Raw genomic sequence first — 21,177 nt, 5'->3', positions numbered from 1 at the left:
TAAAAAACAGAACTTTAAGAAAGTTCAAAACCATTAAGAAACTTTTCTGATATTTCCATTCTTGATATTTCCTTTGCTGCTTTTTACATTCCTTTCTTTATGAGTTTGAAATATAACAGCACTTAAGGCTGCGACCAAGGGAGTTGTTGCAATGATGCCTATGGAACCGGCAATTCCCTGGAGTATTTCGATTACGATCATGTCACTGTTTAATATTTGTATCATCGGATATTTATAGACCTGGAATAAAATCAAAAGGTTAAAAGCAGAACCAACAAAGGCAAGTATAAGCGTATTTGCCATTGTTCCCATCGTATCTCTGCCGATGTTCATTCCGGAACGAAAAATCTGCTTTCTTGTTAAGGAGGGATTTTGCTCATACACTTCGTGGAGAGCAGATACGATGGACATGGAGGTATCCATTAGTGCTCCCAGGGCTGAGAGCAGGATCCCGCTTATAAGCAGGCCGCTTATTTTTAACGGCAGATCCGATGCCCTCAGAATCAACTCTTCTGCTTCAGACATATTAAATCCATTCATTGGCGTCAAAGTTGTGACAATCCATGCAAAGATTCCAGCAGCCATAACCCCGCCGACACAACCAAGGAACGCACATAGTGTTTTCTTTGTAAAGCCTGTCAGCACAAGCAGCGCACCGGCACTGGTATAAGCAGAGATCAGAATTGCCGCAAAGATGGGAGAAACACCTCTTAGAACGAGGGGGATTAAAATAAACCACAGATTAAGGAGAGTAAATAAAAGTCCGAGCAACGCCCTTACTCCCTGCTTTCCTCCTGCCACCATGATAAATGCAGCAAAAACAGCAAGTGCTATGATTAATACAGTGCTTCTGTCATAATTAGTAACCGCAACTACATACAAATCTCCTTCATCATTATAATCCAGCCGGACGATAATCCGGGTGCCAAGTTTTGCATCTACATTATAATAGGCATCTATGTAGTTTATAGTATCCAAAACAGCTCCTTTATGCTTGCCTGTCAGAATCTTTATTTTAAGCTCCTGATTACCTATACGCCTGCCCTCTGTCCATGTATCCGGTGCTGCATTATCGTTTGATATGCCGGTTACCTTAGCGACTGCAAACATACGTTTTTGAGCGGATGACAATACATCCTTTGTATTCGGGCGGTTCAGCACCACTGCTGCTCCCAGAAACACCAGCAGCATCAGCATTGTGGTTATAATTTTAACCTTAAGGTTCTTTTTCATTCCGTATCCCTCTCTTATTACGAAGCAAATAATGTCAAAGGAATACCACACTTTATCTGTGTGGTACCCCTTTATCGAATAAATTTAATTTATTACTGCAGGCTTCTTACTTTACTGTAATGTTCTTTCGAAAACTCTTTCTTTCACCGTTCTCTAAAGTGACTACAACCGTTAGCTTAACAATTCCCTTCTTTTTGCCGGTAATCATTCCATTACCTGATACAGCAGCTATTGAATTATCACTAACTGAAAAGGTCACCTTAACCTCTTCCTGACCAACCGGATCACCTTTTGTAAATGCAGTAACCTTTGCTAATTCCTTGGGAAGATCTACCTTAATTCTTAGCTTTTTCCCAATCACCAGGGATGTTCCTACAGATACGGTTGCTCTGTCAATTAATGTAACCGCCTCTTCTGCCGGCTCCGTACATATTACGAAGGTTCCTCCGCTTAAAGTAGATAGCCTTAAGCTGCCATCCTCTGCTACCATCTGCTTGTTATTCGGTACTTCTTCTAAGGTACCGGTTCTGCTGTTCTTATAATAGAGGTATACCTGATTGCCAGGCTGCAAGGGCAGTGCACTAACAACCGGTACTGTAACCACCAAACCAATTGGCAGATTTCCCTCTGTGCCAAGGGAAAGAACCCCGGAAGAATTCTTTGCTGCAGTTATATCTTTTACCAGTTTAACCGCTAGATTCAAAGCTTTTGAATCTGCCGTAACTTTTTTAAATTCAGAAGCCGGGATACCAACTGTATATCCTGCAGCAGTTCCATTCTGGATATGAAGAGTAAGGCTTTGACCGGATTTCTTTACCAAAAGAAGAGCATCTGTCTTTAATTCTATTGCATTTACTGCCGCATCTTTTACTTCAGGTATTACCAGATCGATAGCAATCCCTTTCTTGACCGGCTTATCCGTTAGGATTTTAAGTGAATCTTTATCCAGAGAAAGTGTAAGATTGGAACCGCCTTCCTTTGCCGTTTCTGCCAACAATTCTTTGCTGATTTCAATTTTAATACTTGCTTTTCCGTTCACTACGCTGCTCACAGGCTTATCTATCTTTATTACATTTTTACCCTCCTGGGTTGGAGTCGGGGTGGGGGTCGGAGTTGGTGTACTCACTGGCCCGCCTGAGGAATCTCTGACAGTGCATATAATATCTTCACGGTCTCTAATACGGATACGTGCTGCCGGACCTTTAAACGCATCATCATAAGAAGATAGCCCCGTCGCTGTAATCCAATTTCCAATGGAAAGATTTTTAATTTCTTTACCTGTAGTAATATAGCCATCTATAAAGATTCTGGCGGTATCCCCGGCATTATCCTGCACAAGAATTGTCTGAACAGCTCCGTTAGCAAATTCAATATCTGTTATTATTCCAGACAGCTTTACGAGACTTCCCAGGTATGTCTTATCATTGATTTGCTTTGCAGTTACTGCCTTGGGTTCTACCTTGGCAATATTACTGTCAATCAAGGAAATGTTACTTACCTTTAGCTGCCGTTCTCCCAGATAAGAAGAAGTTGTTCCGGTTATGCGAACCTTTTGTCCGGCTTTAAAGTTACCGGATACCGGGAAAGCATTAATACCGGCGGTTTCATCCTGCAGGTAAATACAATCATAGAACGCTGTGGACTTATCATAGCCGGATGCGTTGGAGGTAACAATACCTTCTACCGTATATTTTACACCTTCCTGTGCTTGATTCTGCACATCCGCAATTTTATCTATACGTACAGGATTTACATACTGAATCAGATTTTGCAGTATCGTATAATTTGAGTAAGTAAGCTCAGCATTAGAGTCTACATCACTGCTGCCGGCCTGGATTTCAAAATTACTCATAAATGCCGCTCCATCAGCAATTACCAGTGATTGTGTACCATTGGCGTGGGTGACAGTCTCATTTGCAAGCACCATTAACCTTTTATCCTCTTTTGCGTATTCATATTTTGGTACCTCTGTTCCAAGACCGTCATTATCGCAATCTTTAGAATAGGTAGAACTATGTCCATATACAATGGGAGACACATTGGATGGTAATGTATTAACGGGTTTTCCGTCTTTATCCACTGCATACACAGTGCTGCCCCCGTATTGACTGAATCGTTGTGTGTATTTAATGTCATTAGGATGCTCTGCATCGTATACAATATCCTTTGTCAAAGGATTATTAAAATTATAAGTAGTCAGGTAAAGTCTCGCTTTATTCGCTTCACTACCACCTGCATTTAACACATCATCGTAAGCTCCTCCGTCTGCAATACGTAAGGATGAGCCGATAGCTTCCAACATCTTATTCTGCTGTGCAGCCATATGATCCTGTGCCGGAAATGCTTTATAGCTTTCATACAAATCCGACCATCCGCAGAGAAGTAAGCTTCCTCCCGCTTCCGAGAAGCTTTTTATTGCAGCAATTTCTGCATCTGAATAAGTATCATAGGGTTCTCTTAAGGCAATACCATTTCGGCGGCTTGGTGCTGTTAAAATCAGCATCTTATATTTGCCGCTTTCATTTTTTGCTGCATTTATCAAGTCTTCGCTGGTATTTAGAATAACACATCTTACATTACTTTTTGCGGCAAGGGAACTGAAATTGCCCATGGAATCTTTATAATTTCCAGCTACATATTCATTGTGATGACTTCCGTCAATTCCGATGTACACTAACTTATTCACATCTGCAACGTCTAAGGTAAGATCCTTTGTAAAGCTGTAATCCTTTCCGTCTATGGTTAGCACTGCTTCCGCCGTTATTGTTTGTACTTTCGCCACAGAGGGAGTAAAGTCATAATTTAATACCGTACTGGTACCTTTTGCAACACTTCCTGCATTGGTTACCTGCCCTATAACAGTGCCATCCAGCTTGTAGGTCAAGGATTTCACCGCAGCATCGGAGGACTCGCTGTTAAAGAGTGTTGTCTTTACTGTCAGCTTCTCCCCGGTAACCGGTGTACTGGTACTGCTTTCTACATTCGAAATTCCAAGTAATTTTGTATTGCCAACCCATACCGGAGCTGTTACTGCCAGGTCTCCGTCTTTTTCCGTTATTCGGATGTAGTAATAGCTGTAATCGGGTTTCAAGGTCACACTCAGCTCTTTACTCTGAGCGTTTACATCCCAGGTATAAACAACCCTCCCGCTGTTTGCTACAACCTCTGCTTTTTGGATGTTATCTTCTACTATATTACCATCTTTATCTTTCGCTCCCGGGTCGCTCAGCATTACCTGCAAATTTAAGCTGTCCGGTACATCTTTTATAATCGTTCCCATCAATTCATCATTCAACGTATAGGTAATTTCCAGGTTGTTATCTTCTGAAGCATATACACGTCGTTCTTTTAATGCATTATAAATTCCCTGTTCCGTAAAATCATCCGTTATGATAACATCTCTGGCATCATTGGCATTTCCCCATTTACCCTTATGGTTATCCTGGTTATTGGTAGGTGCCACATGCCAGCCCTTATCCAGTGCCATTGTGTAATAATTATAGGAAGGGAAATATCCGCCGCTTCCGATTGCGCCTTCTCCGTTACCAACTTCCACTAAAGTAATACGGGAGTCAATGGTTGGATCCCAGTAAGCAAAATCACTGAAAGTGCCAAAGGTCTTACCAGGGTGGTTAAACTGGCTGACAGTAGCTGCTCCCTCCGGTTTACTAAGCAGGGTGTAATAAGCTTTCAGACCGGCATCGTTTGACTTGTTATTTAAAGTTGTATTGTTACGGCTGACAATGCCATCTGTATTCCAGGTGTTAATATGTCCCGGCCCGCCGGACCAGGTCATTTCAAATCCAGCCAGAGCAATTACTCCTCTGTTGGTGGAAGAAGCATTGTAGGCGTCAACTTTACTCTTGTATTCCTTCCATATCTTCTGGCTCTCAGGAGTCATAAGACTCTTGTCATATAACGAAGTTTCAGGATTTGCAGCAGCAGGTGTATCAAAATAATTGGAGTGGTCCGTAACTGCAACGAAATCTACATTATCGCTTTTGCTTATACTGTTTACATAGGCAAGCGCATCATCCAGTGAACCGGAACCGTCTGAATATGTAGTATGGCTATGCAGCTGGCCGAAGTACAGGCTATACTTAGGTGTCCCTACGGTAAAGGACCATTCATAGGTTATGTATTTACCATCTTCACGAGTAATTATTACGGATGCAGTATAATGACCATCTGCCAAGTCTACAGCTGGTGTATAAGAGAAAACTCCTTCTTTATACCCCATTGGAACAGCATCTAATATACCTTTTTCCCCTGCTTTTAGAGTAAGCTTAGCGTTCGGATTCGTTCCAAGATTCGTTGCGGTCACACTTATCAAAGGCTTCTTATCATCACCGGTTTTAGCACCTCTTAAGGGTGTGACAGCGGCAACCTGGGGTTCATCACTTATTAGAATTTGCTTTGCATCACTTGTTACTGAATTACCGGTTTGATCTATTGCTTTTATACTGATTGTAAAGTTTGCAACATCTGACGTGAGAACCTCTCCCGGTATTGTCGCTTCCCACTTAGTCTTATCAGAGGTATTTTGCTGTAGTTCAAGCTCCTTGGATGTTCCATTAATCGTATAGGTTAACGTTGCTTTGGAGACACCTACATTATCCGTTATGGTCACAGATATTTTGTAATCCTTTCCTATCGCTGCATTCTCAAAAACCGGCAGGGTAAGAACAGGAGCTTTGGTATCATTGGTGACAACATAATCCGCAGAGGTTCCGGTTCGAAGCTGCTCTGATGTGTTGTAAGCAGAAAGCACCGCATACAAGTCCACTTTTTCACCGGCCTCTACACCGGTGGGATAAGGTGCTCCCTGATACAGTGTCATTGTAACACCGTTTTTATCCGTTAATATCGTATTAGAGGTGCTATATGTTCCAAGAGTTACATCTTTTATGTATATATATTCGGAAAGCAGGTAATCTTTTGCAGCCTTTACCCCGTCAAAGGATTCGAATTTCTGAGGCTGAATTACAGTAGACGCATCAGCTGCCTTTGTAATCACTTCCGCAGCGGGACTTGTCAGCTGAACCACACCGTAACGTTTATATACTTTACCGCTGATCTTAATAATATCACCGGTATTATAGGACAGACCACCGACTTGGTATACCTGCAAGGCATATATCTGACCGTCGATTACATCTTCTAAAATAGCGGAGTCAATGGAACCTTTACTTCCATACTGATATACGAGCTGCCCTACCGTTGTAAAATTCTGAGCAGAATTAGTATCTGTGGCAGTTGTATTTGCCAGCACATCCTTAATACTTACCGCACCATCCGGCATCGTGGTAATAGGATCTTTCAAGGTTGGCTCTGTATCCGGTTCCTTTGCAATGGTGTAATGGTATTCTACAACATCGCTCTCGGTATATGCATCGGCACCCGAACTATCTCCCAGTGTTTTAGCATAGATAGTAGTATCCTGTGTAATTGGGATTGGGCTGGTATAATCCGTCCATGTATCGGAAGAGGATACCGTCGTATACTGAATAGCTGCTCCGGATACCGCACTGGCAAGTGTGATAGCTGTTCCGGAAACAACGGTACCGGAGGCAGGACTTGCCTGAGGCGGGGCTGCTTTCGCCGGACCGGAGGGAATGCTTTCATCTAATTTATAAAGGGTAAATTTTATATAATAATTGGATCCTGAATTTACCGTAGTATCTTTATAAGCTCTAAAGCCTCCACCTTGAATTGTTGTATTATAAGCTAAGTAATTATTAACCCCGCTTATATTCTGAGAAAAAGTAAAGGTACCATCTATAAAACTTTCTACCCAAGGGGATGAACCTTTTGCAATTGCATTGGAGCCTGCTACAATAGCTACCCCATTAGGGTCGGTCAGGACAACACTATTACTCGAAACAGAAAGATCCCAGATTGTACTACTTTCAGGGTTTGTTAATGTTCCAGTATCATTCTTAACAGACGTCCATTTAAGGGTTTTTGTACCATCATAAATACTTGCTGCATACTCAGTACCTGCTATCATTATGTACTTGCCGCTAGTTAGTTCACTTTCACTATTGACTTTAATGAAAGTACCGGTAGCCGCTGCTACCTTCACATTGACAGGACCTACTGAAAATACCATTATGATACTTAACAGCACTGCCAAATACCGCTTTAACTTCTTTTTCATTCCCTCTCCTCCAACTTTGATAATTATTCGTGAAATATATCATTTGTAAAAGCTTAGAAAATTCCTTCTTTTAACATAATATCTTCACAGCATTTAAGTATTGATAGGATTTCTATAAATAAAAGATTTCTTTCGCCTCAAGGCTTGTTGAGGTCCACAAATCTAATATTTTAATGCTTGTCTTTAAATTTACTTTAATCTAAAAGCTTTTTCTCTTCTTTTGTAATGCTTTCGATACATTAGATATCATATTAGCTTATTACTTTTAAGTAAGTTTTTAGTTTTTGTAAATTTTCCCATAATACTATTATATGCTTGTACATATTCCATAATGACTAATATATATCAAACAAGGAACTTGTCCCCTTTGTTCGCTAACACCCTATCAGGGCCCTAATAATATCCAGAAGTTAAATCATTATTTCCTCATTTCCTTCAGCTTCATCTCATCCTTTATAATTAACAGCCATTTATAACACATAAACTAACCTTATCTTGGTTGTACTTACCAATTTAAGATGGTATAATGTTCCTAAACATACGCATATAATAAACTGTACATAAGCACCTTTTGGTGCCTTTTACGAGGTAACGATGAACATTATCATATCAATTTATAAAATAATACGAGCTTTCGGGAGAAAGGTGAAAGAAGATAATATAGCTGCTTTCTCAGCACAGGCAGCTTTTTTTGTAATTATCTCCTTTTTCCCTTTCTTCATGCTGTTCTTAACCTTAATACAGTATTTTTCCATTGACCCTAATGTGTTTAAGAATGCTATCTATCAATTATTCCCGGACAGTATCGATCAGATGGTTATCGGTGTGGTAAATGAAATCTATGCCAACGACTCCGGAACCCTTATCTCTGTAACAGCAGCAATCTCTGCACTTTGGGCAGCTTCCAGGGGAATCCTTGGTATTGTAAAGGGTCTGAATGCCGTTTACGGCATAAGAGAGAGCAGAAACAGCTTCCTTTTAAGAATTATCTCCGCCTTTTATACCCTGGCCTTTTCCATAATCCTGATTGTGAGCATCTCCATACTGGTATTCGGTAATCAGCTCTATCACTGGGTCATTCAAAAAATCCCGGTACTCTCACATCTGGCTTTGGTTATTATCAGTATTCGTACCATTGCAGGTCTTTTAATCCTGACCTCCTTTTTCCTTATGGTATATATGGTGATTCCCAATCGTTCCACCAAGCTATACCGGGAATTTCCCGGGGCTTTAATTGCCGCTATCGGCTGGATGGGCTTTTCTTACCTTTATTCCTTTTATATTGATAATATGAGTAATTATTCCAAGACCTATGGCAGCCTTACTGCTATCGTGCTTTTCATGCTGTGGTTTTACTTTATTATGCACATTCTCTTTATCGGAGGTGAGATAAATACCGTATTATCCTCCGGTGATCTGGTTTATTATATGAAATATTTATTCAGCCACAGAAAAGAGATCAGCCTGGAGAAGAAAAAGGCAGCAGATCAAATATATATGCAGGAACATCCAAAGAAAGGAAATATCCCAGACAAATCATCAAAGAAATAACATGAATTGATCATAAAACAAGAGCAGCCTGATTGATATGATTTCTCTAAAGTAGACGTGGTAAATAACCAAAAACTACTTTAGGTGAATCATTTCAAATCCTACTGCTCTTTTGTTTGTTAACCTGATCTATCTGTTTTTCATTTGTTACTTGTGTCATATCCTGTATAGTCTTTAAAATAGGTTCTGAAGCAGGACTCATGATACTATAAATTTCAACCTTTTGATGCTCATACCCTTTAATATATAAATCCAATATCCACACCGGTATAGTAGTGTTTTAAGATAATGTCAAAGGTCTTACCTGAATCCGCCATTGCTTTTGCACCATTCTGGCTCATACCTATTCCGTGACCATAACCGCCGCCCTTTATAGTTAAGCTCTTCTCTCCTTTATTAAAACAAATATACGCGCTGGGCAAAAGATTCAAGCTGGAAACCGTACTGCCATCCCCTCTTTTAATCTTTGTGGTTCCGGAGGCTAACAGACTTCGTATATTATATTCATTCTGAACCGATATCGTAGCTTTGCTTCCAATTAGATAAAGTTTTGAAACCACACCGCTCTTTTCTCTGGTGGCTACCTTTATGTCTTTTAAATCCCCAATGGTACTGATTTCTTTGCTTTCAAATACCGGTTTATCGGAAAGGCTGCCTCCCGTCAAGGTAAGTATAAAGGATGGATTTGCAGTGTAACGGCTGCTGAGATTTCTATTGATGATCTCAGTAAGCTCTTTCCAGGTAAGAGTGGTACTCCAGCGATACCATGGAAATTCACTGTCATAGGTTTTATAATCCGGCTTCTCAAGGAAGCTTCGAAAGGCCGTTTCTCCGGAATAATCTACGGTGTCAGGATGGAATGATGCAGCATACACTGCTTTTTGATTCACCAAATCATACACTGCCTGAGCTTTCCCTACCAGGTAAGGTACAGTGGTATCACCCGCCCATACATCGTTTATAGATGCCGTATACCCCCAGGAAGTGGAGAAATAGTACGCATTAATAACATTACCTTGATATTTTAATACTTTTCCGTAAGTGTCCTTTACCGCTAAAATTGACTGCTCATTTTCCGGCAGATTATTATATACCTGATAATTTACACTGTCATCCACATGGGCTCCATATTCGCTTAAAGCACCTTCCATAAGCTGGTTATAAGCATAGCTTCTGGCACAGACTGCCTGAGCCTTCAAGGCTTCCATGTTATAAGAAGTAGGCATCTCACTTGGCACCACCGCATAGAGGTATTCCTCCAGCGACAGTTCGTTGACAATCGTAAGTCCTCCCTCTTCCTTGGCAACCTCAATAACTCCCCGGTACTTCGGATTCTCTCCCTGGCGCAGTACCGACAATAGTGTAATCTTGCCGTTCTCACCTTTCGTTTCAATCCGAAGCCGTCCTTCCTTAAACAGTGAATTGGTCGGGTTGATGGTTACTTTATCTCCGGCTTTATGTTTTTTTACAATCTTTCCTGCAGTTACAGTAAAATCTTTATTTGCGGTTAAAACCACCTTATCATGCAGCATACCGGAAAAATTATCGGTCTTAATCAGAACTCTGATATTCTCTGCCTTAATTGGTGCTGTAATAAGGGCTGCCGCTATCTTACCATTTGCTACAACAAATTCTGTTGTACTGTAACCTACCAGGATACTGTTTGTTACTTCCATCGCCAGCTCATCGTATATCTTATAGATACGGTAGTTATCTTCCAGCGCAACCTTGCCATAACCCTGAATTTCTATGGATGATTTTCCTGCAGAAAGTACCTTACCGGTGATAGTGTCCGGTTTCATGGTAATCTTTATGATTTTTTTGTCCTTTACCGTAATATCACAGACAGTCTTTCCAATCTCTTCAGACAATGGATATTCTGTCTTGAATTCCTTTGTGATACCGTTAATAAAAGTCTTTACTGTGGTATCCTTCCCGTCAACAATCCACAGATTGGACAGCAGTGTCTCTTCCTCTGAAACACCTTTTATATAAATAATTTCATTTCCCTTTATGTAGGCCGTAACACTTTTATCTTCATAATCTTTCGGTTGAAAGGTAAGTGAGACCGCTTTTTTACTTCCGCTTAACTTATCCTTCTGATAAAATTCTTCATAACTTACTATATTATTACAGGAGAAGTTCCCTCCATCGGTCACCGCAACGGTCCGATCATCAACTACACTTCCTGCCAGTATATATAAGCTTTCTTCTGATATGGTCCTCTTCTCCTTTGGAATGCTATTCAGCAGTGCTTCATAGAGTTCAAGGAATTCAGCCGTAAGGATGGCCTTATCAGCCTCTTCCGTTATTAGCGGAAAGGATAGTTTATCCGTTATTTCTTCTTCCTTAATATCCAGTGTACCTGCAATATCCTTAAGATAGGAGCTTGCCTTTCCAAAAGTTAATACGCCGGAAGCTTCCCCTTCTCCAAGGAGTTTGTCCTTATCAATGCCAAGATAGGACAGAAGCTTTAACGCCTCCTCTTCTTTCATCGTTTCCCCGTCTCTTGGTATGATGTCTGCCTGTTCACTCTTTTTATCTGAATTGTATGTATTTTCCGATGATTTTTTAATTACACTTCCTACAAATATAATTACCAAGGCGGCTGCACATATGCCTAACAGCCACAGCTTTTTCTTCATGTCATTCCCCATTCCTGTGCTGATATTGCTTGTTTGCTCCAAGCAGGCTTGTATTACATTATATACAAGCCTTTCAGGATTATGTCAAACTCTTGATTTTTTTATCACAGGACTATTGTATAGCAATATCCTCCACTTTTCCATAGTATAAAATAAGGATTCTTTTCCTGCCTCGTAATACCGGGCAGAGAAAGAATCCTCTTTGCAAATGTATAACTTTATGAAATTCTGGTAAACTAAAGCAGAACAGCCGACTTTTATTACCGATATTCCACCGGGTCTCCGGATGGAATGAAATCAATGCTGTACTCCGGGAGCACCTGCTTTAACCAGACGGGTAAATGTTTCATGCCGGCCTCTTCCGTACGGTTATGACCAAGTACAATAACCGCCTTTTCTCTTCCCTGCATCACGGCATCCCTTACAAAAGCAAGAGTCGTCCATTCAAGGATTTCACCGCATACCAGGGTATCAACATCATCTCTGGAGATCATCTTGGCAGGCATATTCTCATCCCCAAGCCCAAGGCTGCCGCCTCCTACCAAGACTCCTATATCCTTACATACCATGGAAGGATTTCCGATTACACGAATGGAATCCATGGAAAGCTTCTCCTTAAAGAATCCTACCAGTTTATCAAGGGTTATTTCAGGGATACAAAAATGATGATCCATACCGCTCACATCGTTTTTAACCAAATATCCTTCCCAGTCCATTTCTTTCTTCCAGCCTTCATAAATCAAATCCGGACGATAGCAGTGCATATAATCATGAAAGCGCCAGATGCTGATGCCTGCTTCCTCCAGAAATTTTTTCTTCTCCTCATACACAGGATTTCCCTCGAGCCACTTATAATCATCAAGGCTGCTGTAGTAAGTAGGTTCATGGGTTATGATGAGATTGATTCCTTCTTCTTTTGCTTTACGGATTACCTCCATATCTGCCATAAAACAGACGCCTATCTTCTTAACCTCCAAACTGTAATCACCAGCATGAAGGATATCACAGGTCTGAGGAAACGGCAGCTTGACGGCACAAGCTTTTATTATCCTGTCGGTTACTTCCTTTACTGTCATGAACTTAACCTCGCTTATTTATCATTTTTTATTCTAATGTTCCTTTAAATGCCTTTTTGGTCCAAGAGCCACGCAACGGAAGCCTCCAGGTGTTTATTCCAGTAAGCCCAGTTGTGAACTCCTTCCCCTTCTTCATAGTAATGGGGAATTTCTTTCTCAGCCAGAAATTGATGTAGTTTACGGTTTGGTTCTATCAGGAAGTCCTGTTCTCCGCACACCAGATAAATCTCCGGCATTTCTTTTTTCTTTTCTTCCAATGCTTCAATACAGTATCTTGGGTCCTTATCAGATTTTCTTAGTTTATCCGGAGCTCCGAAGATTCTGTTCTGATATTTTTCATCGGAGATACCATCAGGAAGAAATTTGATTTCATCGGCTATGCCTAATTCTATATAGGCACCGGACAGGCTGATAATCCGTGAAAAGGTATCCGCGTACCGAAGACCGTTGATCATAGCTCCATAACCTCCCATGGAATATCCTCCAATGTAGGTATCCTCTTTGCTATCAGAGAGGTGGAACAGGCTTCTGGTATAGTTGATAAGCTCTTCTCCTATGAATCTGCTGTAATCTTCTCCTTTATCCGCATCCTCCAGATAAAAAGAATTCTCTCCGCTTGGGAATATCACTGCCAGATTATTGACAGCAGAAAGAAAAGAAATATTGGTATTCATCAGATAATCACTGCAATCACCGGAATAGCCATGCAAAAGATAAAGTGTCCTATGCTTTTCCGTTGAAAAGCTTCTTTCTTCACCGGGCAGAAAGCCCCTTTCATTTGGTATTAGTGCCTTAAAAGTTACCATTCTCTTTAAACAACCGGACATAAATGTAATTTCCGCAAGTGACATAATCTCTCCTCCTTCAATATAGCAGCGGCTGTTGCATAATAAAACTCTGTGCCTATATCAGCCCGCAAACTTACGGCTGCCGGACAAGCCTTGAATAAGACAAGTCAGCCCAAGGCTTACCTTTGCAACAGCCTCCCATCTCTATATTAACCCTTAACGGCACCTACCACCACACCTTTTATAAAATATTTCTGTACAAAAGGATAGATTATTACAATCGGCAGTATTCCGATAACCGCCATAGCCATACGAACCGCTGTTCCCGGCAGGTCCACCGAGGCGGTCCCCAATAGATTGGAGGCCGAACCGGACTTTAAGAACTGGATGTTATCCATTATACGGATTAGCAGGTTTTGAATACCATACATCTTCGGATTCGTTATGTAATACAAGCCGTTTATCCAGTCATTCCAATATAACAAGCCTGTAAAAAGGCTTATGGTAGCTACCGTCGGAACGGCAAGGGGAAACATAATCTTACGAAATATGGTCAATTCCCTGGCACCATCTATCTGAGCAGATTCAATAAGAGAATCCGGCACACTGTTGGCATAATAATTTCTTACCAGAAAGATATTAAAAGCTGTAACCAGATAATTAGGAAGCATCAGCGCCCATACCGTATTCTTAATGTGAAAGAATCTGGACCAGAGCATATAGGAGGAAACAATTCCGCCGTTAAATAGCATGGTAAAGAATACAAAGAAAGCCAAATGGTTCCGGTACTTAAAGTTCTTCCTGGACATAGGATAGGCTATCATGGCAGTAATAATAACACTGAGTACCGTCCCGCCTATGGTTACAATACCCGATATCCCGTAGGCTCTGGATATCATAACCCCCTTTTGTACCATATAGTAATAAGCATCCAGACTCAGTTTCTTGGGAAGATAAGAATACCCATTAGTCAAAAGTGCCTGTTCGTCGGTAAAGGAGGCAATCACAATAAGAGCAATCGGCAGTAATGCAATCAATGTAAGGACTGTCAGTACAATTGTTGAAACTATCTCGAATTTTTTTTCACTGGTTATTTTTTTATTTTTCATGACAGCCTCCTCCTAAAATAATGCATTTTCTTCATCTGTCTTACGAACTATCCCATTGGCGGTGATTACTAAAAGGAATCCTACCGTAGACTGGAATAGCCCTGCCGCAGCCGACATACCGATGTCATTCAGCTTCATCAGCCCTCTGTATACATAAGTATCAATGGTCTGGGTAACATCATACAAAGCACCTGAATTCATAGGCATCTGATAGAATAATCCAAAATCGGAATAGAATATCCTTCCAACCGACATCAGCGTCATAATAATTACCGTCGGCTTTAGCATAGGAACCGTGATATAGAGGATTTGTTTCAGTTTTCCCGCTCCGTCCAGCTTCGCCGCCTCAAAAATACCTTTGTCGATACCGGCAATGCTTGCCATATATATGATAGAAGCATAGCCTGTATACTTCCATAGGTAAACAAATACAAGAATAAAAGGCCAATACTTTCCTTCCGAGTACCAGGCAATCTCTTTCCCTCCCAATAATGGGATAATCGTATTGTTGATAAAGCCGCTGTCGGAGTTTAAGAAAGAAAATCCGATAAAGGCAATAATTACCCAGGACATCAGATTGGGAAGAAGAAGGGCGGACTGAAACAGCTTTACTCTTGCCTTTACCCCCAGTTCATATAGTAAAATCGCAACAAAAATTGCCATTACCGTACCGATAAGGATAAATGCCAGATTATACAGCAGGGTATTCCGGGTCATAATCAGTGCATCCCTGGTATGAAAAAGGAATTTAAAATTATCAAAACCTACCCAATCACTTCCAAAAACTCCTTTTACATAGTCAAACTGCTTAAACGCAAGGAAAATACCAAACATGGGGATGTAGTTATTTATAAGCAGATACACTATGCCTGGAAGGGCTATTAACAGCAGAGGCGCGGATTTTGCATATCCTCTCTTTGCCTTACTTTTCTTTGCGTTCATATTTTCTACACTCCTTATTTTTCAGCAGTTGCAAACCATGCGTCCAGCTGTTTTTGTTTTTCTTTTATAATCTTATCAAGCCCTGCTTCTTTCAGTCTTTCAGTGAATTTTGGCAGTTCTGTTGCCGGGTCAACACTGCCGCAGGAGAGAGCCGGAAGATACTGGTTGATAACATTAACAACAGAGGTATATTCCACCTTTACATTAGCAGAATCGAAGGTAAAGCCCATGGCAGGAGAGGTCTGAGCTTTCTGATTCTGCTCCATTTCCCATTTAAGAGATTCCGGGTCTACTCCTTTCATATAATACTGAATAAATTGATTTCCTACGATACCGCAGCTAAGCTGGGCGGTATAAGGTACAGTGGAAGCATCCTTTCCCTCCGGATAGCTGACAGAGCCATCTTCATTCTTTACATAATCAGTTCCTTCCACACCATAAATAATTAGATTGACAATATCCGGGTCTGTAAAGGTCAGATTAAGGAATTTTAATGCCTCTTCCGGGTGCTTGCTGGTAGAGGAGACCATCCAGGTTATGGCATTGATAGCGGTGGTGTCAAGATAGGGTTCTCCAATGGCTACTGCTCCTAACTTCTTTCCTACCTGGGATTCCAGGGAAACAGCCGTATCTTTTGTCGGATAGCTATACGATGCAATATAACCGAAAGCATTGCCGGCGGACATCAATTCTGTGGAAGTACTGGTAGTAGTTGCCGCATCCTTTAAGATATATCCGTTGTTGAACCAGTCTCTTGTAAGACCGCAGAGTTTCTTAAATTCATCCGAGGAATAATAGTCGATTACTGTTTTATCACCGTTCATGAGTACCCCTTTGGGTGATAAATAATTATCCGTTAAATAATCCACCTGGGATACACAGCGAGTCATACCGGAATCTCCTGTGTTTACAGGAATTAAGGGTACCATATCGGGATTTTTGTCTTTTACTGTTTTGAATACTTCACTCAAATCATAAATGCTTGACACCTTCGTCATATCAATTCCCAGTTCCTGTGCAATATCACTGCGGTAAATGAACATAGGCTGCAATGCGATAGGTTTATAAGCCGGTATACCATATATCTTGTTATCTTTGCTGGTAGCCTTCAGCCAGGTATCCCCAATCAGTTTTTTTGTTTCAGGGGCACTGCTGTCAAGGATACCCGTCAAATCATAAGCCTGGTTACTTGCAACACTTTGGTTAAAGTCTCCCAGGGAATGGAATACGTCAATCTGGTCTCCTCCCTGTAAGGCAAGGCTTACCTGCTGGCTGTACTCGGATATGGATAACGGCATCAGTTTCACCTCAGCCCCTATCTTCTCTCTGGTAATCTTATTGATTGCTTCTTCTACCTCCGAAGTATCCTCCGGAATGTTGTTAAAGGATACATAAGCATAAACAATTTTAGGATAAGTCTTACTTGTATCTCCTTTGCTGTCTTTGCCGGACGAGTTCCCATCGGATGAACTGCCGCAGGCTGTCAGCCCAAGTACTAATGCAAACACCAATACTGCTGAAATAAACTTTTTTACTACTTTCATAGTAAATACCTCCCTTTTTTGATACTCCAAGTATAGCAGTCCACGTCTGTTTTTTCTTGCAAAAACAAGCCAACCTTTATTGATTTTGAGACCTTTTCGTACTCTTTTCCAGCTTTCGGTATTCCACCGGTGTCTGCCCGGTCAATTTCTTAAACAAGGTAGAAAAATAAGAAAAATTATCAAATCCAACCGCCTCCGCTATATCACTGATTCTGGTATCATCCTTACGCAGCAGCAGTTTTGCCTGTTCAATCCGGTATTCGTTGATATAATCATTCAGATAGACACCGGTCTTTCGCTTATACAGTTTAGCCAGATACTCCGGCGCCAGAAAAAATACTGCTGCTATTTCATTCCTTCCGATTTCTTCTTTGTAATGACTGTGAATATATTCATTAATCTTTTCTATAATAGTGTGGGATTTCTGTACTTCCTCTTCATACTGAAAGGTTCTCTCCAAAAGGTAGTTAATCCAGCGCATCATATCCATTGTGGACTGGGAGGCTTTCTCGGACAGACCGATAGAAATTTCATCATGAAATAATCTTGTGGCATGGATTCCCCTCTTTAGGAGATGGGCATAGACAACCTGCAGCATTTCCTGCTTCACCAGATAAAGTACATGCTCATTGAGCTTTTTATTCCCCGCTATTTCCTCGTATAAAGTCTTATGGTAATTCAGGATCTTATTTTTATCCCTGTCGGCAAGCAGCTTTGTAATTTTATCCAAGTCCATTATCTGACTGTTCTCCGCCGTGTTTTCAATAGCCTCCTCTTCCGTAAATACCTGTCCGTAAAAGGCGATATTCTGCTTTACCAGCTGTATTATTTTCATCCTTGAACTCCCCAGTTCTTCCAAGGGATATAATTTGCTGATACAACAGGTAATGGTGGATTTAAAATGTCTGCTAAGGGTATGTCCAAGCCGCCTGCAATTTTCCTCCGCCCTTTCTTTCTCCTGCTGTGTGCACACCGTAAGTAGAAAGTAATTACTGCCGTCAATATATTTGATTACGCTTTCGTTTTGAACCTGATTGTTTAATATTTCAGAGTGTAAGCCCTGGAGTACAAATTCAAAGAGACCTTCTCCGTATTTCTCCTTTTCCTGCTCATAGTTGGTCAGTTTTGTCACTATAAGATAATATTTTTCATCCGGACTAACGGAGAGCTTTCGATTCTTTATAGCTTCCTCTATCCTTTGCCTGTCTCCGGCCAAAGGGCCATTTAAAACAGAGGTCCAAAAATCCAGCTTCAGCAGCCTGGAATTTTTAGAAAGCCACTCTCCATACTGGCTTTTCTTCATTATTTCATGATTCTTGATTATCTTCAGGATAAGCTTCTTCAGGGTAAATTCCATAACATCCGTGTCAAAGGGCTTGGTCAGATAGGCTGCCGCATTATAACTTATGGCATTGGAAGCATAATCAAAATTCTCATGACAGGTAAGGAATAAGAATTCACAGTTAATCTCCTGTTCTCTTACCCAGCGAAGCAACTCAAGTCCATTTCCCTGAGGCATCTCTATATCGCTGATTACGATGTCCGTTCCTTCCTCTTCCTTTAATATTATTTTTGCATTACTTATATTATAGGCGGTAAATACCTTGTCCACTCCCAGCATGTCCCATTTTACCGTATCCCGTATTACCTCTACTGTTGCTATATCATCATCTACTATTAATACCTTCAACTTTGCATCTGCCTTCCTATATCATCTCTTTTTCAGAGACGGTTTTGTATGGTCTCCGTATCCAGCTCATTCACCGGATTTTTCGGTACGTATATTTTATTCAGACAGCCATGGGGCTTGATATTCTCCAGAATAAAAAGTCCCTCTCTGTCATACATCAGCTCCATCATCCGTTTAATGCTCCAAAGCCCCACTCTTCCTCCATCCTCATCGGGCTTCTTCCCTTCTCTTCCCATATATTGCAATACATAATCAGGATACCCTTTTCCGTCATCTTCTATCTCCAGAAGAAGAAACTCCTCCTCCTCTTTTATCACCTTACTGCCTTTTATAAGAATAGACAGGGTAGCATCTAAACTGATAGCGTATTTATACTCATTTTCAATAATAGTGTGGATTACCATCTGAGGAATCTTCCATTCTTCCAATTCCTTCGGTATATCAGTATAATAAAAGACACACCCCGGATATTTCATCTCCTGCATTTCAAAATAATTCTGCACGTGCTGGACTTCTTCCTTTAAGGTTACGGTGTGAAAGCCGGATTTAAACATATATCTTATGTTTTTGGACAATGCCTCAATATACTCCTTAATTTGCTTTGCTTTTCCCTGGCTGCTTAAACTGGAGATGGTAGTCATGGCATTTAAGAAGAAATGGGGTTTGATCTGCAGGCGTATGCATTTTAATTCTGTCTCCTGCAGCTCAATCCGTTTTTCATAAAATTGTATTTTAAGACCGATAATTTCATCCATCAGCTGGTTAAAGGAATCTTTTAACAGGCTGAACTCCTCATACCGGTATTCTCCTTCTATTCTGTGCTCATAATCACCTTCCCTTATCCTTTCTATTCCCTTCACCATCCGGTTCATAGGATAAATCAGCTCTTTTCTGGTGTATAGAATATAAAACACAGCAAAGGCCAGTGTTGCCAGTATAATTACCATAGCGATTATCATGCTTAACTGGGTCTGACGAATGACGCTGTTCTTGCTTACAAAGCAATATAACAGTGCCTGGTTTTGAAGCAGTCCGTATTTAACCCGGAACACCCGGGTTAAAGGAATAGAATCTGCCATACTTTCGGTCTTTGCTCTGATGATGTCACTTCCGAATACACCTTTTACCTTTCCGTCTGCATCCGCAAGTACAAAACCTCTGTTTCCATAGTCTCCCGCAGGGATGGAATGCAGAAATTGGCTAACGCGCAAAAACACTCCGATTACCCTGGAATCATACAAATATATCTTATAAAGATAAGTGGTCCCCGCAAATTCACCAAATTCCCACAGCGCTTTATGGTCTTTATTGTCCCTGGCAGTTTCCTCGACGAACTCCCGAATCTGCATTCTTTCCTGATAAAGAATGTTCAGACTAAAAGAATCGAGATAGATATCATATTTGCTATCCGCTATCGTAATCAGGTCTGCACTGCCATCATTGGACTGGGCCTCATCCATAAAGGAACGTAATTTCAGGGCTGCATAGACCCGGTCTGCCTCACTGTCACTCTTTAAGATAGCCAGATTGGTACGCTGAGTCATCAAATTCCTTAGCAGTCCGTCCATCTTTCCCGCCCTGTTTTCCAGTTCATTTCCATATACCTTCAAAAAATTCTCTGAAGACTGTTTGATTTCACCATTTAGTGTATTATAGGTAGATACACTGAATACCAGCAAGGTCAGCAGGAGGAGGACCATAAGTATTATCATATAGGATATTATTTTTTTAATAAAAGACTTTTTTTTCATAGGAACTACCTCATCCTTTCCAACTCGCTGCTGGCATGCGCCACTTTACAAAAGCCTGTAAATTCTTATCACCACGGATATCTTTCCTTCTCCCGGCTGCAGGCTTCCTGCATAAACGCCCTGGTTTAACCAAGCATATTTGCCGTTTTTATCGGCTGTAAATCTGGGGGAGGTTTTGATAAAGCTATCACTGCCGTGGGCTATAATACCTTCATTCTCTATAGCGATATACTCGCCGTCATCGGTACGCAGCAGATACTTTGCAAAGGCATGGCTGCATTGCCCTGCTTTTTCCGTATTCCAGTCTGCACCTCCGCTTATGACTTCTCCCGTTATTTTTCCGCTTACGGTTCCTCCTGTTATGGGAATTACCCTTAAGTATCCGTCCAATCCATCCTTTACAGGTAAAGGTTCACTGCATTCCACTTGTATATGCAGGATTTCTTCTGCTTCTAATTGTACCATTTGCTCTCCTTTTGTGAATATCAAATCTTCGATTTGATATTCCTGAATACGTAGTTGAAAAAACTGCTTTTTGTTTTTTCAACCTATCTCCTTTTATGAATTTCATTCTTTTTTATTATACCATTTTTCCACGAAAGCTTTTTTTAATTATGAGATATTCTTTTTTAAGAATAAGTCTAAAATAAAAAAGCTCCTTGACTTTCTGGCGCCGCTCCGTTGTAAG

12 protein-coding genes are annotated in these 21,177 nt (G+C 40.9%); 1 reads left to right on the top strand and 11 read right to left on the bottom strand.

From position 1 onward, the window contains the following. Nucleotides 1–33 precede the first annotated feature (33 nt). The gene (locus bsdcttw_RS04995) at nt 34–1,233 is read right to left on the bottom strand and encodes a YibE/F family protein (RefSeq protein WP_185258297.1); all 1,200 of its coding nucleotides are present in this window, start codon (nt 1,231–1,233) and stop codon (nt 34–36) included. 106 nt (nt 1,234–1,339) lie between these two features. Next, nucleotides 1,340–7,393, bottom strand: a complete 6,054-nt coding sequence (locus bsdcttw_RS04990; RefSeq protein ID WP_185258296.1) for a chitobiase/beta-hexosaminidase C-terminal domain-containing protein — start codon at nt 7,391–7,393, stop codon at nt 1,340–1,342. A 594-nt stretch (nt 7,394–7,987) separates the two neighbouring features. On the opposite strand from bsdcttw_RS04990, the gene bsdcttw_RS04985 reads away from it, so the two are divergent. Continuing rightward, nucleotides 7,988–8,944, top strand: coding sequence for a YihY/virulence factor BrkB family protein (locus tag bsdcttw_RS04985; RefSeq protein WP_185258295.1), 957 nt, complete (start codon nt 7,988–7,990; stop codon nt 8,942–8,944). 239 nt (nt 8,945–9,183) lie between these two features. Here the strand turns inward: bsdcttw_RS04985 and bsdcttw_RS04980 are convergent, their stop codons facing one another. The 9 genes from bsdcttw_RS04980 to bsdcttw_RS04940 form a co-directional block, all read right to left on the bottom strand. Next, nucleotides 9,184–11,589, bottom strand: a complete 2,406-nt coding sequence (locus bsdcttw_RS04980) for a SpoIID/LytB domain-containing protein (RefSeq protein ID WP_185258294.1) — start codon at nt 11,587–11,589, stop codon at nt 9,184–9,186. A 260-nt stretch (nt 11,590–11,849) separates the two neighbouring features. After that, nucleotides 11,850–12,665: a Nif3-like dinuclear metal center hexameric protein gene (locus bsdcttw_RS04975; RefSeq protein ID WP_185258293.1), complete on the bottom strand. Its 816-nt coding sequence runs from the start codon at nt 12,663–12,665 to the stop codon at nt 11,850–11,852. A 44-nt stretch (nt 12,666–12,709) separates the two neighbouring features. Then, nucleotides 12,710–13,516 carry an alpha/beta hydrolase gene (locus tag bsdcttw_RS04970; protein WP_185258292.1) on the bottom strand — a complete coding sequence of 269 codons (807 nt, stop codon included), beginning with the start codon at nt 13,514–13,516 and terminating at the stop codon, nt 12,710–12,712. 146 nt (nt 13,517–13,662) lie between these two features. Continuing rightward, nucleotides 13,663–14,562 (bottom strand): carbohydrate ABC transporter permease, encoded by a 900-nt coding sequence (locus tag bsdcttw_RS04965; protein ID WP_185258291.1) that lies wholly within the window; start codon nt 14,560–14,562, stop codon nt 13,663–13,665. Between the two features lie 12 nt (nt 14,563–14,574). Further along, a complete protein-coding gene (locus bsdcttw_RS04960) occupies nt 14,575–15,504 on the bottom strand; it encodes an ABC transporter permease (RefSeq protein ID WP_185258290.1) in 930 nt (309 codons plus the stop codon). Between the two features lie 14 nt (nt 15,505–15,518). After that, a complete protein-coding gene (locus bsdcttw_RS04955; protein WP_185258289.1) occupies nt 15,519–17,048 on the bottom strand; it encodes an ABC transporter substrate-binding protein in 1,530 nt (509 codons plus the stop codon). 76 nt (nt 17,049–17,124) lie between these two features. Next, nucleotides 17,125–18,738, bottom strand: a complete 1,614-nt coding sequence (locus tag bsdcttw_RS04950; RefSeq protein WP_185258288.1) for a response regulator transcription factor — start codon at nt 18,736–18,738, stop codon at nt 17,125–17,127. A gap of 32 nt (nt 18,739–18,770) precedes the next feature. Next, nucleotides 18,771–20,489, bottom strand: coding sequence for a sensor histidine kinase (locus bsdcttw_RS04945; protein ID WP_185258287.1), 1,719 nt, complete (start codon nt 20,487–20,489; stop codon nt 18,771–18,773). A gap of 45 nt (nt 20,490–20,534) precedes the next feature. Beyond that, entirely contained in the window at nt 20,535–20,954 is a 420-nt protein-coding gene (locus tag bsdcttw_RS04940; protein ID WP_185258286.1) for a DUF3237 domain-containing protein, read from the bottom strand. Nucleotides 20,955–21,177 lie beyond the last annotated feature (223 nt).

It is taken from the genome of Anaerocolumna chitinilytica (assembly GCF_014218355.1).
GTDB lineage: Bacteria > Bacillota > Clostridia > Lachnospirales > Lachnospiraceae > Anaerocolumna > Anaerocolumna chitinilytica.
This window is presented reverse-complemented; position numbering and strand designations above follow the sequence as displayed.